Below are 20635 nucleotides of genomic sequence, written 5' to 3'. Positions count from 1 at the left end.
TATTAAACAATAATGATTGTTAACAACCTATTTTAATTATTTCAATTTTTAGTATATGTGGTATAATGATTTAAATAGAATAATCCTGTTATTTACATTAGGCTATACAGCTAGGCATAGAAGTCTATGGAAAATTTAATATAAGATTTAAAGTAAGGATTCTAAAAAGATACACCATCTTTTTAGGACCTTTTTCTATTTTATAGGGGAAATAGAAAAAAAATCAATAACATGGAAATAGGATAATAAATGTATTTTACTAACATAAAAGGTTAAATAAGGATTGGAAGGTATATGCTCTATGCTTGATTATAAGAAGTATGAAAACTCAAAGGCAGTTAAAGTCTCAAGGCGAGAAATGAAATACTTTATTACACTTGAGGACTATTATTATTTTAAATCTGTGTTTCCTGTGTTTTTCAATAAGGATTTACATAGTATTGATGAAGGATATAGGGTTCGAAGTGTTTACTTTGATTCTATTAATAATCTTGATTATCACGACAAGATAGAAGGGGAACAAAATAGAAAGAAAATAAGGATAAGAGTATATAATCCTAATGATAATAAAGCTAAACTTGAAGTGAAATATAAGTTTAACCTTAATCAAAGAAAAGAAACACTTATTATATCTAGGGAACATGCTAAAAGGCTTATTAATGGAGAGTATGATGTTTTACTTAATTATAGTGATGGAATAGCATTGAAGATTTATGCAATCATGGTATCGGATATTTATAAACCCGTATCCACCCTAGAGTATAAAAGAGAGGCATTTTATAAAGATGAATATGGAATAAGAGTAACACTAGATACAGAAATATCCCATAGTGAAACAGAGTTTGATATTTTTTCAAAGGACCTAAATATGATCCCCACACTTGATATTAATAGACCACTTCTTGAAGTTAAGTATGAAAAATATTTATACAAGTGGTTTCAAGATATATTATCATCTAGGGATTGTGTAAATAGTTCTATAAGTAAGTATTGTAGTTCTAGAAAGATATATGGAGGATTCCATATATAGATATAAGGTTAATGAATAATAGTAATTGGAGGAACATTTATGGAAATATCGATGATTATGCAGTATCTCATTGATAATGAGCAGGTTTATTCAGCAGTTAAGATTTCAAAGTCCCTATTTATTGCACTGGTTATTGCTATAGGTATATATATAACATACAGGCTTACATATAAGGGAGTAGTATATAGCAAAAACTTCAATATATCATTAATAATGATAACTCTAATAACAGCTATTGTGATAATGGTTATAGGAAGTAACGTAGCATTATCACTTGGAATGGTAGGAGCACTTTCAATTGTACGTTTTAGGACAGCTATAAAGGACCCTAGGGATACAGCTTTTATATTTTGGGGGATAGGCGTAGGACTTTCTGTTGGAACGGATAACATTCAAGTTGCGATTATCGGGTCTATTTTTATTATGGTTACTTTATTTATTATAACATTGGCTATGAAAAGTGAGGATAAATATCTTTTAGTCATAAAAGCAGAGCGTTTAAGTGAAGAGACAATTATGAAAAATATATTTTCATCACTGAAAAACTATAAAATGAGAGCTAAAAATACAACTGAATCTACACTAGAGATTGTATGTGAGATAAGGCTAAAAGAAAATGAAGATATAAAACTTATGCAGTTATTATATTCAACTCCAGGGGTTAAGACTGTTAATATAGTCTCTCAAACAGGAGAAATGATGGGTTAGGATGAGATTATATGAATGATAAGTTAAGATATAATACTATGATAGCAATATTAATTATGGTACTTGGAGTTACTTTAATACTTTCATATAAATATGTTTATATTGGCTATATGGATTATTTGAATCAAAGGTCAATTATAGCTAATAAAAATGTTAAGTTCACATCTAAGCTTCCTATTATAGTTATAGATTCAAAGGGTAAAGATATAGGTAAAGATATAGTGAAAGCTAAGATGGAGTTATATCAAAATGAGAAATTAGAAAATAATATTACGGGACATAGCAATAAAAGTTCAAATGTAGAGATAAATCTTCAAGAAGATTCTAAGGGAAAATATATTATAAACATAAGAGATAATGAAGGAAAGCCCAGGGATATTGAAGTCCTAGGTATGAAAAGAAATTCAAAGTGGATATTAAATTCTCCAGATGGAGATAAGTCTCTCATTAGAAACTACATTGTATATAATATAGCATCAAAAATAATGGATTATACTCCCCAAGCTAAGCTCTGTGAGGTTTTTATTAAAACATCACAGGTTGAAGGAATCACAATGAAGGATTATAAGGGTGTTTATTCTATAGTTGAAAGTACTAAGGTAAGTAAAGATAGAGTAAACCTCGCTAAGAGTATTAATGCCTATGAGATAACAGGTTACATTGTAGCGGGGGATAGCTTAAAACAAGGGGATAATTACTTATCTACATATACAGAAAGAATAAAGAAGAAGAGTCAACTTACATGCATTTATCCAGATAAGGGTGATGTTACACAAAGTCAGTTAAGGTATATTCAAAATGATTTAGACTCTATAGAAAAGAGAATGTATTCTCTAATGTATTCCGACCCAAGATTTGGATATAGAGAATATATAGATATTGATAGCTTCATTGATTATGTAATCCTTAATGAATTTTTCTTTAATATAAAAGCAGGAAAGAAAGGGATATATTTTTATAAAGAGCTAGGATCAAAATTAAAGGTAGGACCTGCTTTAGACTTTAATATATCCATGGGGAACTTTGATGAGGTGAAGAATCATAGATATCTTAGGATGAAGGGTGAGCCTTGGTTTGAAAAGCTTCTAACTGATCAGTATTTTCTAGATAAGCTTTCAAAAAGGTATAAGGCTCTTAGAAAAACCTATTTAAGTGAACATCATGTATTAAAGTCAATAGATAATGCAGTAGCTGAAATAGGATTAAGAGAAGATAAAAGCTACGAAAAAGAGATAAGTACTATGAAAAAATTTATAAAAGATCATGGAAGATGGATGGACAAGTATTTCGAAACTGGTGAATACCTAGAACTTACTGGGAATAGTAAAAATGAAAGATAGTAAATACTAAAAAGGGTGAGAAGCTATGAGTCCAATAAAATACATAAAAATAATTGTAGGAATTCTTATCTCAACGATATTGATAGGGTTATTTTACTACACTAGTATTTTTCCAATGGAAAATAAATGTACACATAAGAATTTAATTGTAGAGGCTAAGACCAGTGGTAAGGATATAGTCATTAAGAATAAGGATAACTTTGAGAAGATTTTCTTAAAGGGTGTAAATATAGGAGTAGGTAAACCGGGATACTTTCCTAATGAGTTTGGGATAACTAAAGCGGAGTACCTAAGGTGGTTTAATCAGATATACGCAATGAATGCCAATGTAATAAGAGTGTATACACTTTTATCACCTGATTTCTATGAAGCACTTTATGAATTTAATAGGGGTAAGGATAAACCTTTATACATTATTCATGGAATATGGGTTAATGAAAATAATATAGAAGATACTATGAATGGGTTTAGCTTTAAGATTAAGAATCACTTTATAAGAGATATTCAAAGCACTATTAATGTTATACATGGAAGGGCATATATTCCACCTAATGGAGATTACTCTAGTGGTAGATATACGAAGGATGTATCTAAATATGTACTTGGCTATATCCTAGGAATAGAATGGGATGGAAATTTTGTTCAGCAGACAGACCTTTTTAATGAGGATAAAACCAGTTATAAAGGAAACTACTTATATACAGTAAAGGGTGCAAGTCCATTTGAAGTATTACTTGCAGAGGTTGGAGATTTTGCTATAAAGTATGAGACGGAAAATTACAAACATCAAAGACTTATAGCATTCTCAAATTGGCCAACAACAGACCCATTAGATCACCCTTATGAACCTGAGGAATATAACACTATTGGTAGTGTAGATACTGAGAAAATAAAATCCACTAGTAATTTTAAATCTGGTATGTTTGCATCATATCATGTATATCCCTATTATCCTGACTTTCTTAACCTTGATCCAAAATATAATGCATATAGAGATGAAAAGGGTAGAAAAAACAGTTATAGAGCATATTTAAATGACCTAATTAAGTATCATAGTATTCCAGTGGTTATATCAGAATTTGGAATTCCTACTTCTAGGGGACTTGCTCATGTAGATGAGTCTAGAGGATATAACCATGGAAATGTAAATGAGTTTAAGCAGGCAAATGCTACAGCTGATTTATATGATGACATAGTAAAGTCCGGTTCAAGTGGGGCAATTATATTCTCTTGGCAGGATGAATGGTTTAAAAAAAGCTGGAACGTAATGGACGGAATAGACCTTGAAAGGGCTGCATACTGGCAAAATGCCCAAACAAGTGAACAAAACTATGGAATATTGGCATTTGATCCAGGAAAGGAAAGAGTTAAATCCTATCCAGATGGAGATATATCAGAATGGAAGGAGTCAGATATAGTAACTAAAGATAAAGACTCTAGCCTATCTATAACAAGTGATGAAAAATATATATACATGAAAGTGTACAAAAAAGGCCTTGATATAAATAGGGATAAAATATATATACCATTAGATATAACTCCAAAGTCAGGAGCAGTAAAGTCAAGTCTTCTTGGACTTAATTTTACTAGAGGAGTAGATTTCGTTATCAAATTAGATGGTAAATATAACTCAAGGGTATATGTGCATGATTATTATAATCCATTATTAAAGGATAAAAGCCCTTACCCTGAGGATGAAAAATATACTGAGAAATATAGTAAAGATATGGACAAGTTCAATAAAATTTATTTAACTATACGTCATGAAATAACTGTAGGGCCAAATAAAAAGAAATATAAACCTATACATTTCGAAACAGGTAAGCTTATATACGGAAATGCTAATATAAATTCTAAGAATTACAACAGTCTTTCAGACTTTTATGTATCAGATGACAACATAGAAATAAGGCTTCCATGGCAACTACTCAACTTTTCTGATCCTTCTAAAAGAAAAGTTAGAGGAGATATAATGAAGTCTATTAACCCATCAGATGTTAGTGTTAGAGGTATATATTCATCTTTAATAATAAAGACAGAGAAAAATGAAAAAAGTCTTGGTTTTGGTATGTTTAGATGGAGTAAGTGGAACAAACCAGATTATCATGAAAGATTAAAACCTGTGTACTACAAAATGCGTGAGGTTTTTGGAAAGTAATATTAAACAAAGGATGATTATAGAGGGTAGGTAATTATTATGGGTGGAACTAGCTTTATTATAATATCTTTAGGTGTTTTTTCCTATGTTGTTATTTGCATAATGATATATGTAGGAATAGCTAGGATAAAGGAAAAGTTAGAAAATAAAAAGCTAAAGGAAATTGAAACGGGGTTTGGTAAGTTTGTATTAGAGCATTTAGAGAAGACTAGGAATGGGATAGAATTAAGTGATATAGAATTAAACTTAGTAAGTGATGCCTTAGATACTCCTATTTATTTTAAGGTTTTTAGTAAAAAGTATATGGAATATGCTAATAATGAAAATATATTATTTGCTAAGAAATATATATTAAACTTTCAAGACAAAATAGTAAGGATATTTTCAAAGGTAGATAGGAAGTCTATTATGAAATTTGCCTACTATATATACCTAATTGGTGAATTTAGAATTAATGATAAAATAATTAATAAAATTCTTTTAGAAAATCTAAATACAGAATCTATATATATTAGAGTAAATGCACTAAAGGCCCTATCAAAAATTGGAGACTTAAATGGGTTTGTTGATGCACTTAGGATAATATCTTTAAGAGGGCTATACTTTAATGAAAAAATAGTAATTGATTCTATAGATTCATTTGAAGGAGACATAGAGGAACTTAACCTAAGGTTAATGGAGGAGATGAAAAACTTTACTCCACAGATGATTAATATAGTTATTAGCCATTTTTCAAATACAGGCTATAGAAAGTGTAGCCCACTTTTAATAGAGAAACTAAAGGATAAAAATACACTTAAGGAAGTAATTATGAGAATAATTAAGTACTTTGAGGTTGTAAAGGATATAGACTCTGAGCCTTTAATTATATCCATGCTAGATAATCCAAATTGGGAAGTTAGAGTAGTGGCATCTAAGGCAATGCTTAAGTATGACGTAACTAAGGCTGAGGATAAGTTAAGAAGACTTGTATCTGATAATAACTACTATGTTAGATACAATACAGCTATGACATTAATATCAAAGGGAAGAGATTATAAATTAGTTCAGGATATTATATCTGGAGATGACAAGTTTGCTAAGGATATAATGTTTTATGCTATGTTTACTAAGAATTTCATTGACTATGATGAATATATAGCCTACAAGAGTCATGAAGAAAATATAAATTTACTCTCATATGAATCAATAATCATAGACGAGAGAGGGGAGGTAAAAGTATAATGGAGGATATTATATATTTATTAAATGTATTCTTTATGATTTATATGTTCCTATATGCTATTATATTTTTCTTCTCTATATTCTTCTCTATAGTAGATCTTGAAAAGTTCTTTAAGAGAAGAAAGTTTATGAATAACATGACATTATCAAATAAGCTTAACTATATGCCTATATCTATAATAGTTCCTGCTTATAATGAGGAAGTAACTATTATAGAAAGTATAGATTCACTTCTTCATCTAGATTATCCAGAGTATGAAATAGTAATTATTAATGATGGGTCAACTGATGGAACAAGTAGTAAGGTTATAGAGAAGTATGGTCTAAAAAGGGTATATAGGCCTATTAGAAAGCTTGTAAATTCAAAGGATTGTGAAGAGATATTTGAAAAAGCTATAGGACAAGTTACAATAACTCTAATAAATAAAGAAAATGGAGGGAAAGCTGACTCTCTTAATATGGGTATTAATGTTAGTAGATATCCTCTATTTCTATCACTTGATGCAGATTCTGTTCTACAGGAGGATACCCTTAGCAAAATGGTTGAACCTTTTATGGAGGATGATAAGACTGTAGCAGTTGGAGGTAATGTCAAGATATCCAACTCATATGTAATAGAAAATGGTAAAATAATAGGTAGGAAACCTAAGACAAAACTTATAGTATTATTTCAAATAGTAGAGTACTATAGATCGTTTTTATCTACTAGGGTTTCATTTAATAAGATGAATTCAAATCTTATAATATCAGGTGCCATAGGGCTTTTTAAGAAACAATCTGCTATAGGAGCTGGGGGATATGAATCGGATACAGTAGGGGAAGACATGGAAATGGTAATAAAACTTCATACCTATTGTATTAAGAATCGAATTGATTATAATATAGGATATGTACCTGATGCTGTTTGTTGGACTCAGGTTCCAGAGAAATTATCGGATTTAAAGAAGCAGCGTAGGCGTTGGCATATGGGACTTACTCAAAGTCTATGGGAGCATAAATATGTATTTATTAATCCAAGATACGGAGCAGTAGGACTTGTTGCATATATTTATTATGTGTTTTTCGAGCTTTTAGCTCCTATAATTGAACTTTTGGGGATAGTTATAATACCACTTTCATATTACATAGGGCTTTTAAACTTTGACTTTATGGTACTATATTTAGGGATATTTATTCTGTATAGTTTTATAGTTTCTGTAGCATCTATAACATTTGAAAGTTACTTATTTAGAAATACAATTTCATTGAAGATGGGACTAGTTCTTATAGGTATTAGTTTTTTAGAGTGTTTTGGATTTAGGCAACTTTGTTCATTATATAGGCTAAGTGCATTTATTGGATATAAAAAGAATAAGCTTAGTTGGGAGAAGATAACTAGGGTTCATCAGGGAAGATAGTAATATTTTTAGCCCTAATGTGAGTATATCGCATTAGGGAGTTTTTAATTTAATTATTTGTGGTAATATTTTCACATTATGTCGAATTATAAGCATATTTCTAGAAAAACATGTATAATACTGTATGTTATATGTAAAACCTATGTGATAATAAAAGTACAAAAGAAGGGGTAGGGTATTCATGAAAGGTTTTATTAGCCGGAGATTTATTTTAGTGATGGTAGTATTTTTAGGATTAAGCACTTTAATTTCTAATATAATTATGCCAGTACAAGCAAAGAAAAAGGAAAATAATAAACATAAAACAAAAGAAAGTTTTAATGGAAAAAATAAAATTGACGATAAAGAAAAAGGTTTTGAATTAAAGGAGAATAAACTATATTCATATAAAAGTGAAGAGATAGAAGGAAATGAAGAGTATAATAAGTTAAATCATAAAAAAGCTATTAAGGAAAAACAAATAAGACATAAAGAAAATAAGAAAAAACAAAAAAACAAAGATAAAGTAAATAAATTTAATTATAAAAATAAAGAGTTAGAAAGTAATAGAGAGCTTACTGTAACAAGTAGTAATAATAAAGGAACTAACATATCAGATGTAAATAAACCTTTAAAGAATACTACTTCAAGTACTACTTTAAGTGAAAATAAAGGCAGAGAATTAGAAGCAGTGGTTACTAAAGATAAAGGGACAAACACTACTAATAGATCTGTAAGTAAGTTAGAAGTAATTGACCCTTGGGTAGATGTTGCCCTAAGAGCAAGAAGGTCAACTCCAGGGGAGAGGATTTACTTTAACATGGGTAGTGAAAAAAGAATGCCAAGGTATGTATTGAATTCAATGTTTCAGGAAACTGCAAGTCTTGAATTTGATTATGGTTGGTATACATGGACTATTCATGGTGAAAATGTAGATAATATTATTAACACATCAGAAACAACGAATCTTGGAGCAAAAACATTTAATGAAGTTGGATTATCAAGTGCCGCAAATGGTCAGGATATAATGCAAATTAGATTTGATAATAAAGATAACTTCCCTGTTAAGATGGATTTTAATGTTAAGGTTGGAGAAGAATTTTCAGGGGAAACTGTATATATATATTATAGAAATGCTGGAACAGATATATTAGACTTTAAGGAAAGTGAAAAGGTAGATGAAGATGGATACACTAAGTTTAACATAAATAGAGGTGGAGACTACGTCGTAACCGATAAAAAACTAAAGCCAAATGAGGAAATACAAAAGAATAACAAAATAAGTAAAGATTCTTTAGATAAAGTCGCAGATAATAAAAGTAAGTTTAACGGTCTAGCTGGGGTAACATATATTGCTGCATTCACAGTAATTGGGTCTGCTGCAATATTAAAGAGAAAGAAAAAATAATTTATGGTATTATGCTATTGTGTATTACGAAATAGTATGATACTATAGATTTAAGGGTACTATGTACTGCGTAGTACCCTTAAACTTTACATGACTATAACGTAATACATAGTAGACTAGGAGTTTACTTTTTATTTTAATTACTATTTCGCTTTGCATAGTAGGCGAATATTATTTAACTTGAAATAACACGTAAAAAGTTATTTTCAGGATTTTTATTAAGTTGCTATATCGCAATACATACTAGTAGGGGAGGGGAGAAGTTATGAGTACACAGCTTAGAAAGGGAGTATTCGAAATTTGTGTTTTAACCCTTGTTAATGATAGGGATATGTATGGCTATGAAATAATGGAAACCATATCAAGAGTTATGATAGTTAAGGAAAGTACTATATATCCTGTTCTTAGAAGGCTTACAACAGAAGGGAACTTTGAAACATATATGGTGAAATCAGATGAGGGCCCAGATAGAAAATATTACAGGATAACAAATCAGGGAAAAGAGAAACTGAGGATAATGATAGAGGAATGGGATCAATTTGTACTTGACGTTAATTCTATCTTAAAAATGTATAGAAAGGGTGATAGTTAATGAATAAAAAAGATTTTCTAGAAATCCTGAAGGATTATCTTAAAGGGCATTTTACTGAATATGAGATAAATGACATACTAAGGGACTATGAAGAGTTTTTTCTAAATGGAAAGCTAGAGGGAAAAAGTGAAGAGGAGGTTATAACTTCTCTTGGTTCACCTAAGGCAATAGCTACGGAACTTATAATGGAGATAAAAGGTGAGAATAAAGGAGATAAGGAAAGTTTCTCATCTAAGACAGATTATAAATCAATGTATAGAAAAGCTAAGAATCTAGCATACGAAGGATTTGATAAGTGTAGGAACTTTCTTAATTCAAGTGACATAATAAACGGAAAATTCCCTACTTGGATAGTAATAGGGTTTATATTAGTTTTTACAGTTGCAATGCTTCCCTTTGCACTTAGTATACTAGGTAGTATGTTTACAGGATTTATAGGACTTATATTCTCCAGTGTAGGTTCTATATTTGGGCTTGTTTTCTCATTTACTATAATGCCTGCAGAAGGGACTATGGGTGCATTTGTGTTCTTTCTATCACTTATAGCAATTGGAGCATTGATTATTTGTTGGACAATATTCATTCATATCGCAAGATTCTTAAAGTATATAATCCTATCATATATTTCATGGGTTAAAACAAGATTCATGTATATAAGAGTTAAGAAGAAAAAGGATGAATCAGACAGTGAAGTAAATGAAGATATATTAGAAGGTAAGGAAAAGGAGGGGAATATTTATGAGTAAAACTAAAAAAGCGTTAATACTATCCGCTATATTAATAGTGATAGGAATTATAGGGGCTATCCCATCTGGATTCATAGGTATTCCAAAACTTATAAAGCAAGTAGAGTATAATATAGATAATATATCAGCTAAGGAAAAGGATGTTCAGACCTTTAGTGAGGATGTAGATAATTTAAAGTTAGATTTTGATTACTCATTTAACCATGGCTTTTTAGTTGAACTTAGGAGCAGTAAAGATAATCTAATACATGTAAAAACCTACGAAGGATTTACAAAAGATATTAAACTAAATCAGAATTATGATAAAGCAAATAAGACCCTTTCACTTAAGCCAAAACTTAAAAATAGATTTATGGATAGATTTAATATAAGTGAAGGAATTGCATCAATTGCTACAAATATATATACAATAGATAGAAAAATGAATAGTAAATTGATAATTGAACTACCTAAAGGGGTAAATATAGATGTTAATAGTCTGTCTAGTGATAGAGAGTCTGAGTTTATCGTAGTAGATAATAAGGTGTTAAAGGATTATGTCAATATTACTTCCCCAATTCTTAAAGTAAAGCTTCCATACTTTAATTCTCTTAAGAAGATAAACATTGATCAATGGAATGATATTAACTTAGATTTTAGAGAGTTTATAAATGCAAGTGATGTAAGTATAAAAGCTGGAGGTATTAAGATAAACTCTGGTGGAGAACTTTCAAACTATAATATAAGCAAACTACCAGAAAAGTTTAGTGTAGTTTCAACAGGAGATATAGAAGTTAACAGCTTTATACCATTAGGTAAAAATGTAAACATTGCAACAGGTGGATGGGCTAATATTCAAATGCCATTTGATAAATATAATTTATCAGGTAAAATTGAATGTAGCTATGCCTCTACAGCAACAAATAAGGAAGAATTCCTAAGCCTTAAAAATATGAAGTTAAACATGGATAAAGGATTATACCAAGGAAAATATTCATCAGCTGCTGGACCTGAATATAAGATGAATATTTCAACTGGTGGTGTGGATTTATCGAATGAAAGTGTTGAAGGCATAGAAAATTATATAAGAGTTAATTAATTGGAGAGTTTATGAATTACAAGGTTAATATAACATACAAGAAAGTAAAAAACTTAACACTTAGAGTAAAGCAAGATGGAACAGTGAATTTAACTGTTCCTTTTGGTTTGTCTGAAAGTGAGGCATTAAAGTTTGTTCAGAAAAAGGAAAAATGGATACAAAAGTCATTAGAAAAGGTGAGAAGGTCTAAAACTAGTGAAGAGAGCATAAATGGAATAAAGTTAGTTAGTGGAGACATTTTATACTATTTAGGAAAATCATATACTCTTAAAGTAGGGAAGTCTTCTGTGGAAAAGGTAGTATTATCTTCATCAAATATAGAAATTTATGTGGATAATGTGGATGATTTTTGTGAAAAAAGAGAAGTTTTAAACAATTGGTACTTAAGTGAAGCAAAAATAGTATTTAATGAATATATAGAAAAGTGGGAAAAGACCCTTAACTTAAGAGTATCCTCTATAACTATTCGTCCTATGAAAACTAGATGGGGAAGTTGCAATGTACGTCTTAGAAAGATTAATCTTAATCTAGAGCTAATAAGGCGAGATAGGGAATGCATTGATTATGTAGTTTTACATGAGATGGCTCATTTAGTTCATCCTAATCACAGTAAGAGTTTCTAGGATTACGTTGAAGTACATATGAAGGATTATAAGATTATTCGAAGTAAGCTAAAGAATAATATTTAAATTTTTAGCAAAATAATAAAATATAAGCATATTATATTTTTATAAAAAATTCAGTTTGAATTATTAAGTTATTATAGGGAGTTGTTATCTTGATAGAAATTAAGGGGAAGTATGCTAATGCTAGAGTGTACACTGATAATATAGATGAAAGTGCTAAGATCCAAATTAGAGAGCTTTGTGATGAAGTTTTCATGGAGGGACAAAGAGTAGCAGTTATGCCTGATGTTCACGCAGGAAAGGGATGCACTATAGGGACCACTATAACAATTAAGGATAAGATAGTGCCAAATCTTGTAGGTGTAGACATAGGATGTGGAGTTATAACAGCAAAGTTATCCTCAACTAATATAAGTCTCGATAAGCTTGATAACATTATAAAACGTAGCGTTCCAAGTGGTCATAATATTAGAAAGACCTCTCATAGTTATCTAAGTGATATAAATCTTAAGGCATTAAAGTGTAGAGGTATAGTGAATCTGAAAAGGGCAGAGCTAAGTCTTGGAACACTTGGTGGAGGAAACCACTTTATAGAACTAAATCGAGATGATAGTAATAATATATACCTGTGTATTCATTCAGGAAGTAGGCACCTAGGATGCGAAGTTGCACAGTATTATCAAAGAAAAGCAATAAAGACCCATGGAGGAGATGTTAACCTATCTTCACTTGCATATCTAGATGGAGAGGATTTTCATGATTATATTCACGATATGAAAATAGTTCAAGAATATGCGAATCTAAATAGACGTGCTATGGTGAATAGTATATTAAAAGGACTTAACCTAGAAGTGGTAGATGAATTTAACACTATTCATAATTATATAGATACAGAAAGTATGATACTAAGAAAAGGTGCAGTATCAGCAAGAAAAGGGGAGAGGTTACTTATTCCTATTAATATGAGGGATGGAAGTCTTATATGTAAGGGTCTTGGAAGTAGTGAGTGGAACTATTCCGCACCACATGGAGCAGGTAGGCTTATGAGTAGAACTGAAAGTCGTAAGAATATATCTATAGATGAATTCTTATATTCAATGAAGGGCATATATAGTAGTACAGTTAGTATAGCAACTATAGATGAGGCTCCTATGGCATATAAGTCTATGGAGGAGATAGTGAAAAATATTAAAGACACTGTAGAGATTATTAGTATAATAAAGCCTATATATAATTACAAAAGTTCCTAATATACAGTGAGATTATAATCTCTAAGATAAGGGTGATGTAAAATGATTAGTACAACTTTTAGAACTAAGACTCCTAAAGCAGAGATAATAATATCAGCTAAAGTAGCTACAATTGAGATAAATGAGTTATCTAAGTATGAGAAGAAGGATAAGTTTTCACAGCTTTGCATGGAAGGGTGCCCTAACTACGGGAGCAAATGGTCATGTCCTCCCTATAGCCCTTCTTTTATGTCATATTCTAAAAAGTTTAAATATGCTATGGTACTTTTGCTTTCCTGCAATTTAAGTCAATTTGATTACACTAAGCAAGAGTATATGAAGATAAAGGTATCTAACTCTATATTAAAATCAAGGACTAATAAAATTATGAGAGCACTAGAAGATCGCTGCAATGGAATAATGCTTGCAGGTGGAAGTTGTAGGCTTTGTAAGCCATGTGCCCTTAAGAGTAATCAAGGTTCATGTAAGAAACCTACACAAATGCGCTTTACCATGGAATCTCTAGGACTTGATGTTGAAAGCATATGCTTAGACTTTTTTAATTATAAATTATTATGGTATAAAGATAAGAAAGCACCTGAGTATGCTTCTGTAGTTTCGTGTCTTTTAAGTGAAAATCCCATCAATGAAGCAGAGATAATAAGTTTTATAGAGAATTTTAAGCTGTAAATGAAAGGCTTATGACAAGTGTAATTTCAATTGTCATAAGCCTTTTTAAGTTAAGCTTTGTAGGACTATTAATTCCTCACATCCTGCAGAACCATTATCTTAAATTAGAGCATCTAATTTTCCGAATAAAAATGATTCTATATTTAAATATATATTTTCAACTTTACCTTTTAAGAAACCTTTATATAAATAATTAACAACAAAAACCAAGATATATCCACCTATTACGTCAGATGGGAAATGATGTCCAACATAAACCCTTGAAAATCCGACTAAACAGGATATCGGGATTAATACTTCTCCAAATACTTCGTTTAACATATTTAGTCCTAAAGCAATACTCATTGTGCCTACTGCATGATCACTTGGGAATGATGCATCAATTACATGGGGCATTAATAAATTAACTTTTCCCCTAACAAATGGTCTTGGAATGTAGTAAATGAGACCAATGAAGAAGCTTATGATTAAATTTATCAGTGTAATCATAAATGTATGAACTGCAATATATCTTATAGTTTCATTTTTTTTATATACTCCATACATATAAACTAAAGCAAGTACAGCCATAAAAATAATTGGGACATACTTAGAGAAGAAAATCATTATTTCATCTAGAAACATAAATTTATGGTCTAGACCGTTTATAAGTGCGAATAATTCAGCATTTAAGTGCATATTGTAACCTCCTAGGAATTAATATTTTATTCTTTCCTATTGTTACACGCAAAAAAAGTAGTTAGGTTGTAAAACATCTAACTACTTTTGTACAATAATTGAAGTTAATTATTATACAAGTTTTATGCTTATTTTTAGGGAGCTATATTAACTGAATCATGAGCTATTGAACTACCCTTACCTAGTGATGATGAAACCCCTATAATAAATCCAAATTCATATGAAAGGCCATTGTTATTTGTTTCATATATACTTACATTAGGACTAAATACACTAACTATAAATGTAATTGGAGCTATCAATCCATGCCACAACCCAGCTAGGAAACCAGCAGGTTCTGCATCAGGTAATTTATATTTTGAATTTGGACCTGCGACTTAAAGTATATTTGGCATATAGGTTCCTCCTTAAATATAATCAATTTAGAATTGTACATGAGTACCTAGTCTTTTTATCGATGAAAGTAAAAATTTAATTAGTAGGCGAGATTCTAAGAAACAAAAAATACATCCTCCTTCATAATATCTTCATAGAAAATTATTATAATTTCAATATACATAATAACTAAGGGGGAATTTTATTATGGAAATGACACATTATATGTCTCTTTTGGCAGAGAATCAACCTTGGAATCTAATCATATTTATGGTTATTCCTGTTGTGATGGCTGAAACAATAACCATCACAGAATTTTTTATTATATTCAATAGAATAGAAAATGGGGGTATAAGGACATTAAACAAGATTTGCAGTATATTCGTTGGTCTTTATTTTACAGGTATTTTTATATATTTATTTAAGAACGCTGTAATCCCACTTACTTTAACTTCGGGATGGCATACTTGGGTAGATGTAGTTGCAGTAGGTTTTTATTTAAGTGGAGTTGTATTCCTATTGCCACTTGCATTACTAGAACTTGGTATAATATTTAAAAACAGAACTAGCAAAGAAAAAATGAAGATTCACTTTATTCTTGTAGGCGGATTTTTAGTTGTTGCACATATTGCAATGATCTTTGGTATGGTTAATCCTTCAATAATAAACAGCATGGAAAACATGAAGATGTAGATAAATTTTATCTCCTCTGGTAACAATACAGAGGAGATTTTTATATATTGAAATTTATTGTAGGTAATCTTTAAAGTAAAAAATCTTTTTATCAGGCTTTCGCCATATATTTTTCCACTTTACTTTATATTTCAAATCTCTAATAGCATTTAGTAATTCATTATCACCAATATCATTTAAATATATTTCAATGTTTTCACCGTATTCCTTACCATTACTGTGTTCGAAGGAACCACCGCTAAGTATTTGTATTTTAGAATTGTTTTTTAAGTGTGCCTCAAGTATATCTCTATCTATTTTTACATTGCTTATTAAGTTAAAAGGCGTTTTAACTTTTATTTCTACATTTATATGTTTAAATTGCTCAATTCTCTTATTAGGTGATTCTATCTGATTATTGTTGATTATTCTCTTATAATCCTCATTGCTAACTGTATTAACTTGAGTAGTAAAGGTAATGTTAGGCTGTATAAATATTGTAAGATAAATAATTAATGAGAAAAGAATAAAAATAACTACAGATAGTGTATAAATTAATTTTTTATTATTTATCATAAAATACTCCTTATTATTAAAAGCTAATGCCAAAATGAATTTTTGTCTTTAACCTTAATTAGTTTTCTTTTCATCAATTTTTTCATCTTCCATTGAATACCTCCAAATTATTTCTAAAAGATAAATATAGCAATATTATAACATATTTTACCAGAGTGGATATTATTCAAAGGCATCTTACTATAAGTAAAGTATCTAAGCAAAGTAACAAACAAAGCACCTATCAACTAAGGATAATCCTAGTCAACAGGTGATGATATTACTTACCTATAAATTTAAATTAGATCCTCTTTCAAGTTCTCTTCTAGCAACCTTCTTCATTGGATAGTAGTATATAACTGCTGGAACAACAAGTCCTAGTATCCAAGCAAGGTCTGCACCACCAAGGGCTTGTGCTGCTGGTCCTACATAGAAACTTAAGTTCATAAATGGTATTTGGAATAGTATAGCTGCAATATAAGCTAAAGCTGCACTCCAGTTAACCTTTCCGTATATACCATTAATATCGAAGAAGTCCTTTACTGAATATTTTCCATGTCTAACCATGTAGTAGTCTACTAGATTAATAGCAGTCCATGGAATTAGTAGGTAGCAGATAAATGAAATAAAGTTACCAAATAGTTCAAGGAATTGACCTTGTCCCCATATTTGAATTCCAGTTGCAATTGCCATTAGTACAAACATAAATCCACCACGTACTTTTGGGGTTACTTTCATTTTAGCAAATGGCTCTATTGTAGTAACTGTAGACATAAATGCTCCATATAGGTTGAATACATTAATAGAGAATTGACCAAAGATAATGCTAAATAGCATTATAATTGCAAATGGACCATATAGCTTTGCAAGGTTAGGTCCAGTATTATCTAGGAATCCAGGAATAGCTGTTGTTAGGAAAACACCTAGAAGCATCATCCATATACTAGCTAGTACAAGACCTATATAGCTGTACCAAAATGTTGCAGGAGCTGAAGTATCCTCAGGAAGATATCTAGAATAATCAGCAACATAAGGTGCGTATGAAATCTGCCATGTTGCAACAATAGCAACTCCTAATATAAAGTTAGCTAGATTGAAATTATTCGCGTTAAATGCACCTGCTGGAATATCAACTTGGAAAACAAGAAATGTGAGTATTATATATGTTGCAAGAAAGAAAATTGTGAAAAACTTTTGCATCTTGTGAATTAAGTCATGACCGAAAAGGGCAATGATAAATGTACATATACTCATGACTACTATTGCTGGAGTAAGATGAATATCAAAGGTAGCTACTATAGTTTGAGCACCAAGTAGTCCACTACTTGCCAAGAATCCTAAATACATAAAAACAACAACTGCTAAGGGAATTACTGCACCAATTACACCAAACTGTGCACGGCTTTGAATCATTTGTGGAACTCCAAGAGTAGGGCCTTGTGCGGAGTGGGATGCTGTAAAAATAGCACCTATTAAAGCACCTAGAATAACCGCTACAATAGACCAAAACAAGTTTAAACCAATGGTTACACATAGTGCACCTGAAACAAGTGTTGTTATGTGCATATTAGCTCCAAACCATACTGAGAAAAGACTTTTAGGATGACCATGTCTTTCATTATGAGGTACCCATTCGATACTTCGAGTTTCGATTTTCATATTAACACCTCCATTGTTATAAAGATTTATAAGGTACAAACCTTTATTGGGTAATGGTTATATTAATTTATATTTTAGCTTTCTAGGTATTTATGTATATAATGATAAAAGTTAATACTGGATTAATAGATAGTTAATTGTTAATTCACAAATACAGTAGTATAAGTTGTATTATGTAAATAGTTTGATAAACTTAATAATACCTAATTGTAAGTATATTGAATATGTGTATTATTATGTTAAAGGGTGGTTTTAATTTATACAAATAGAAAATCTATAATAAGTTATGAAATTGTAGTAAAATATTCCTTTAGGAGGGTATGAATATGAAAGAGTTAGAAATGAATTTAAAGCGTGCAGATGATAATTTAGTAGCTGCAATTAAAAATAGAGTGAATCACATTGAGGAAGGAATCCTATACGAGGGGGATGGATATTTAATACATACAATTGGGATAGATTGTTTAGATGGACATCTTAATGGTGGTATATGTCTAGAGGATTCTAAATCAGAAGAGTTTTTAGATAAGGTAGATAAGTTCTTTAAAAATCTTAATAGAAGTTATGCAGTATGGGTTAGAACCCATGACAATGAAAGATTAGAGGATCTTCTAAAGGCAAAGGGTTTAAAGCCTGCTAGAGTTCCAGGGTCTACTTGTATGATATGTAATGAAAGAATAGTTGGAGTAGATAATCCTAAGGGATTTACTATGAAGATTGTTGAAAGAGAAAAGGAAATAGCAGATATGGCTAAGGTTGTTGAGAATGCTTTTGGGAAGACAGAGGAAGCTTCTAAGGCTATTTTCAATCTTCCAATGGTTTCAAATGATAATGCTAAAGCATTAATAGTTTATGAAGATGCTACGAATAAACCTGTAGGAATAGCAACTACCATTCTTTCAGGGGATACAGCAGGAATATATTATGTTGGAGTTGTAGATGGGTATAGAGGCCACGGTCTTGGAAGCTTTATAGCTCAGGAATCTACTAATATAGGATTTGACCTTGGTGCTAAAAGGGTAATTCTTCAAGCATCTGAAGCTGGAGAGAGGGTATATAAGAAACTTTCATATGAAACTATAAGCTATTATAGAAGTTATAGGGTTGAGTTATAAGAAGATTGAAAGCAATATAAGGGGGTTTTATATATTAAATCAACTTCGATAAAACAATTTATAAGGTTTGTTATAGTTGGAGGGGGAGCCACTTTAATCCACTATGGAATATACCTTGTTTTAGGATTATACATAGGAAATAATATAGCATATACGATAGGCTATGGAATTAGCTTTGTGTTTAACTTTATAGTATCAAATTACTTTACATTTAACACAACGCCTACGAAGTCTGGAGGTTTTAAGTTTTTGTGTGCCCATGGATTTAATTATCTACTTCAAATTGGGCTTCTCAACATATATATTTCCATGGGAATAGGACGTGAGATAGCGCCATTTTTCGTTTATGCTATTTGTGTTCCTGTTAATTTTATTTTAGTAAAGAAGGCTTTGAAAAGGACTTAGATTAATATAGATTGGGGAATGGGAAATGAAAACTATAAGTATAGTAGTTCCTTGCTATAATGAAGAGAAGGTAATTGATACTTTTTATGCTAAGTGCAGTGAAATAACTAGTTCTATAAATAATTATGTATTTGAGTATATATTTGTTAATGATGGTAGTAGTGATGCTACCTTAAACTTATTAAAGCATCTTTCACTTATGGATAAAAGTGTAAGGTATATATCATTTTCTAGAAATTTTGGCAAAGAAGCAGCAATGCTTGCAGGTTTAACCTCTTCTAAAGGTGATTATGTAGTAGTTATGGATGTGGATCTTCAGCACCCACCAAAACTTCTTACCACCATGATAAAACATATTGAAGATGGCTATGATTCCGTAGCTGCTAAGAGAGTTAAAAGAAATGGAGAATCAAAGTTTAGAGGGTATTTTTCGAAGAAGTTCTATAGGATAATTAATAAAATATCAGATGTTAACATCGAGGTTGGAGCAACTGATTATAGAATGATGACTAGGCAAATGGTTGATTCTGTGCTTTCACTTAAAGAGTATCATAGGTTTACAAAGGGGATATTTGAGTGGGTAGGCTACGATACTAAGTGGATAGAGTATGAAAGCTTTGATAGGGAAGTAGGAGATAGTAAATGGTCCTTTTGGAGTTTGTTTAAGTATGCTATTGAAGGAGTAGTATCATTTTCAACAACTCCACTTAAGGTATCCTCATTTATAGGAATTATGTTTGCAGTGTTAAGTTTTATATACTTTGCATTTACATTTTGTAAGACTTTAATAACCGGTATAGATATGCCAGGCTATGCTTCAACAATATGTATAGTTACATTTCTAGGTGGAGTTCAGCTAATAGCACTTGGGATAATTGGAGAGTATTTGTCTAGGGTATACATGGAAAGTAAGAAAAGACCTCTTTACTTTATTAAAGAAAGTAATTTAGAGTCAGAAAAGGAAGAGTAGA

General features: G+C 30.6%; 21 protein-coding genes. 17 read left to right on the top strand and 4 right to left on the bottom strand.

What is annotated here, in order from left to right; all coding sequences use genetic code 11:
- Window positions 1-301: 301 nt before the first annotated feature.
- From CLCY_RS06520 to CLCY_RS06460, 13 genes are all read left to right on the top strand, one after another.
- Window positions 302-1030, top strand: coding sequence for a polyphosphate polymerase domain-containing protein (locus CLCY_RS06520; protein ID WP_048570314.1), 729 nt, complete (start codon window positions 302-304; stop codon window positions 1028-1030).
- 39 nt (window positions 1031-1069) lie between these two features.
- Window positions 1070-1738, top strand: a complete 669-nt coding sequence (locus tag CLCY_RS06515) for a DUF4956 domain-containing protein (RefSeq protein WP_048570313.1) — start codon at window positions 1070-1072, stop codon at window positions 1736-1738.
- Window positions 1739-1749: 11 nt separating this feature from the next.
- Entirely contained in the window at window positions 1750-3078 is a 1329-nt protein-coding gene (locus CLCY_RS06510; protein ID WP_048570312.1) for a CotH kinase family protein, read from the top strand.
- A gap of 25 nt (window positions 3079-3103) precedes the next feature.
- Window positions 3104-5236 (top strand): hypothetical protein, encoded by a 2133-nt coding sequence (locus tag CLCY_RS06505; RefSeq protein ID WP_048570311.1) that lies wholly within the window; start codon window positions 3104-3106, stop codon window positions 5234-5236.
- 39 nt (window positions 5237-5275) lie between these two features.
- Window positions 5276-6460 carry a HEAT repeat domain-containing protein gene (locus CLCY_RS06500; protein WP_048570310.1) on the top strand — a complete coding sequence of 395 codons (1185 nt, stop codon included), beginning with the start codon at window positions 5276-5278 and terminating at the stop codon, window positions 6458-6460.
- Window positions 6460-7857: a glycosyltransferase family 2 protein gene (locus CLCY_RS06495; protein ID WP_242844946.1), complete on the top strand. Its 1398-nt coding sequence runs from the start codon at window positions 6460-6462 to the stop codon at window positions 7855-7857. Before CLCY_RS06500 ends, CLCY_RS06495 begins: the two co-directional genes overlap by 1 nt.
- A gap of 181 nt (window positions 7858-8038) precedes the next feature.
- Window positions 8039-9244, top strand: a complete 1206-nt coding sequence (locus CLCY_RS06490; RefSeq protein ID WP_152668118.1) for a hypothetical protein — start codon at window positions 8039-8041, stop codon at window positions 9242-9244.
- Between the two features lie 265 nt (window positions 9245-9509).
- Window positions 9510-9836, top strand: a complete 327-nt coding sequence (locus CLCY_RS06485; RefSeq protein ID WP_048570307.1) for a PadR family transcriptional regulator — start codon at window positions 9510-9512, stop codon at window positions 9834-9836.
- Window positions 9836-10582: a DUF1700 domain-containing protein gene (locus CLCY_RS06480; protein ID WP_048570306.1), complete on the top strand. Its 747-nt coding sequence runs from the start codon at window positions 9836-9838 to the stop codon at window positions 10580-10582. Before CLCY_RS06485 ends, CLCY_RS06480 begins: the two co-directional genes overlap by 1 nt.
- Complete coding sequence (locus CLCY_RS06475) at window positions 10575-11660, top strand: hypothetical protein (protein ID WP_048570305.1); 1086 nt, start codon at window positions 10575-10577, stop codon at window positions 11658-11660. The genes CLCY_RS06480 and CLCY_RS06475 overlap by 8 nt, the downstream gene beginning before the upstream one ends.
- Window positions 11661-11671: 11 nt before the next feature.
- A complete protein-coding gene (locus CLCY_RS06470) occupies window positions 11672-12283 on the top strand; it encodes a M48 family metallopeptidase (protein WP_048570390.1) in 612 nt (203 codons plus the stop codon).
- Window positions 12284-12438: 155 nt separating this feature from the next.
- Window positions 12439-13536 (top strand): RNA-splicing ligase RtcB, encoded by a 1098-nt coding sequence (locus CLCY_RS06465; RefSeq protein WP_048570304.1) that lies wholly within the window; start codon window positions 12439-12441, stop codon window positions 13534-13536.
- A gap of 42 nt (window positions 13537-13578) precedes the next feature.
- The gene (locus tag CLCY_RS06460) at window positions 13579-14205 is read left to right on the top strand and encodes a DUF2284 domain-containing protein (RefSeq protein ID WP_048570303.1); all 627 of its coding nucleotides are present in this window, start codon (window positions 13579-13581) and stop codon (window positions 14203-14205) included.
- A gap of 99 nt (window positions 14206-14304) precedes the next feature.
- Here the strand turns inward: CLCY_RS06460 and CLCY_RS06455 are convergent, their stop codons facing one another.
- Complete coding sequence (locus CLCY_RS06455; protein WP_048570302.1) at window positions 14305-14883, bottom strand: phosphatase PAP2 family protein; 579 nt, start codon at window positions 14881-14883, stop codon at window positions 14305-14307.
- 134 nt (window positions 14884-15017) lie between these two features.
- The gene (locus CLCY_RS13760; protein WP_161797112.1) at window positions 15018-15185 is read right to left on the bottom strand and encodes a hypothetical protein; all 168 of its coding nucleotides are present in this window, start codon (window positions 15183-15185) and stop codon (window positions 15018-15020) included.
- 280 nt (window positions 15186-15465) lie between these two features.
- On the opposite strand from CLCY_RS13760, the gene CLCY_RS06445 reads away from it, so the two are divergent.
- Window positions 15466-15951: a DUF6803 family protein gene (locus tag CLCY_RS06445; protein ID WP_048570301.1), complete on the top strand. Its 486-nt coding sequence runs from the start codon at window positions 15466-15468 to the stop codon at window positions 15949-15951.
- Window positions 15952-16005: 54 nt separating this feature from the next.
- Here CLCY_RS06445 and CLCY_RS06440 read toward each other — a convergent pair whose 3' ends face one another.
- Together CLCY_RS06440 and CLCY_RS06435 are read right to left on the bottom strand one after the other, a co-directional pair.
- Entirely contained in the window at window positions 16006-16506 is a 501-nt protein-coding gene (locus CLCY_RS06440; RefSeq protein ID WP_048570300.1) for a hypothetical protein, read from the bottom strand.
- 267 nt (window positions 16507-16773) lie between these two features.
- On the bottom strand, window positions 16774-18144 hold the full coding sequence (locus tag CLCY_RS06435) for a purine-cytosine permease family protein (RefSeq protein WP_048570299.1): 1371 nt from the start codon (window positions 18142-18144) through the stop codon (window positions 16774-16776).
- A 326-nt stretch (window positions 18145-18470) separates the two neighbouring features.
- Between CLCY_RS06435 and CLCY_RS06430 the strand changes: the two genes are divergently transcribed.
- From CLCY_RS06430 to CLCY_RS06420, 3 genes are read left to right on the top strand one after another with little or no spacing between them, the layout of a single operon-like run.
- Complete coding sequence (locus tag CLCY_RS06430) at window positions 18471-19259, top strand: GNAT family N-acetyltransferase (RefSeq protein WP_048570298.1); 789 nt, start codon at window positions 18471-18473, stop codon at window positions 19257-19259.
- 33 nt (window positions 19260-19292) lie between these two features.
- Window positions 19293-19664: a GtrA family protein gene (locus CLCY_RS06425; protein WP_048570297.1), complete on the top strand. Its 372-nt coding sequence runs from the start codon at window positions 19293-19295 to the stop codon at window positions 19662-19664.
- Between the two features lie 25 nt (window positions 19665-19689).
- Window positions 19690-20634: a glycosyltransferase family 2 protein gene (locus CLCY_RS06420; protein WP_048570296.1), complete on the top strand. Its 945-nt coding sequence runs from the start codon at window positions 19690-19692 to the stop codon at window positions 20632-20634.
- The last annotated feature ends 1 nt before the right edge of the window (window position 20635 follow it).

Source organism: Clostridium cylindrosporum DSM 605 (genome assembly GCF_001047375.1).
Lineage (GTDB): Bacteria > Bacillota > Clostridia > Clostridiales > Caloramatoraceae > Clostridium_AB > Clostridium_AB cylindrosporum.
This window is presented reverse-complemented; position numbering and strand designations above follow the sequence as displayed.